The organism is Paraburkholderia sp. BR13439 (genome assembly GCF_040948805.1).
Lineage (GTDB): Bacteria > Pseudomonadota > Gammaproteobacteria > Burkholderiales > Burkholderiaceae > Paraburkholderia > Paraburkholderia youngii.
Genome location: NZ_JBFPKN010000166.1, coordinates 1 through 353, shown reverse-complemented (window position 1 = coordinate 353; position 353 = coordinate 1). Strand labels below are relative to the sequence as shown.

Genomic DNA, 353 nt, shown 5'->3' with positions numbered 1-353 from the left:
GTATCAGCCATGAGAGTCTGCTGGCAGGTTGGTCGCCTGGCTTTTTGAAGCGTGACGACCACTGTTTGCCGAGATTCGCGGCCTGAATCTGCGAGCGTTTCAAGCGTTCCACAAAGCCTTGCGTGCCATCCACAGGTTGCCCAGAGCAAATAGTGTCGTGATCTGGGCGGTGTTCTTCATCAACCCCCGGTACCGGGTCTTCGTATAGCCAAACTGCTGTTTGAGGACGCGGAACGGATGTTCAACCTTGGCGCGGACGCCGGCCTTCAGGCGTTCAATCTGATCGAATATCGCGTCCAGCCGATCGGTTAGGTCCAGTTGTCTGCGCCTGCCTGGTAGCATCGCGACATGCC

General features: G+C 57.2%; 1 protein-coding gene. It reads right to left on the bottom strand.

Features of this window, described 5'->3' with window-relative positions:
* Window positions 1–99 precede the first annotated feature (99 nt).
* On the bottom strand, window positions 100–353 hold a 254-nt coding region (locus AB3X96_RS42715), incomplete at its 5' end, for a transposase (protein WP_368594435.1).